The following is a 294-nucleotide window of genomic DNA, read 5'->3' on the forward strand; positions in this document are numbered from 1 at the left end:
TAGCCGGGCGTTATGCAACTCTGGTAAATTTAGGGATTCAATCTTTTTAGATTTCTCCGGCCATTCGTTTTGCGTTGTCGGCAAATGAGCATTTTTACCCTAAAATTCGTGGTTTACTCAAGCCGTAAAACAGGCAAGGTTCTTTGTTTGCCTCAATCATTTTTAGCGTTGGCTTGCTGCCAATTCCGCGGGCGCAAAGTGTGGAAAGGGCAAGGTTATCAAGCGTTTTGTACTTGCTGAAGTTTTCGCTCGTTGAGTTTTCCTGACACAAACGCTTGGTTTGTTGCTGAAAGG

At 44.2% G+C, this 294-nt stretch carries 1 protein-coding gene; it reads right to left on the bottom strand.

Annotation, left to right across the window (positions count from 1 at the left end):
- Positions 1 to 94: 94 nt before the first annotated feature.
- Positions 95 to 294: hypothetical protein (locus tag DD616_RS03995; RefSeq protein WP_208871494.1), on the bottom strand; the 200-nt coding region annotated here is incomplete at its 5' end.

The organism is Vibrio anguillarum (genome assembly GCF_003390515.1).
GTDB classification, from domain to species: Bacteria; Pseudomonadota; Gammaproteobacteria; order Enterobacterales; family Vibrionaceae; genus Vibrio; species Vibrio anguillarum.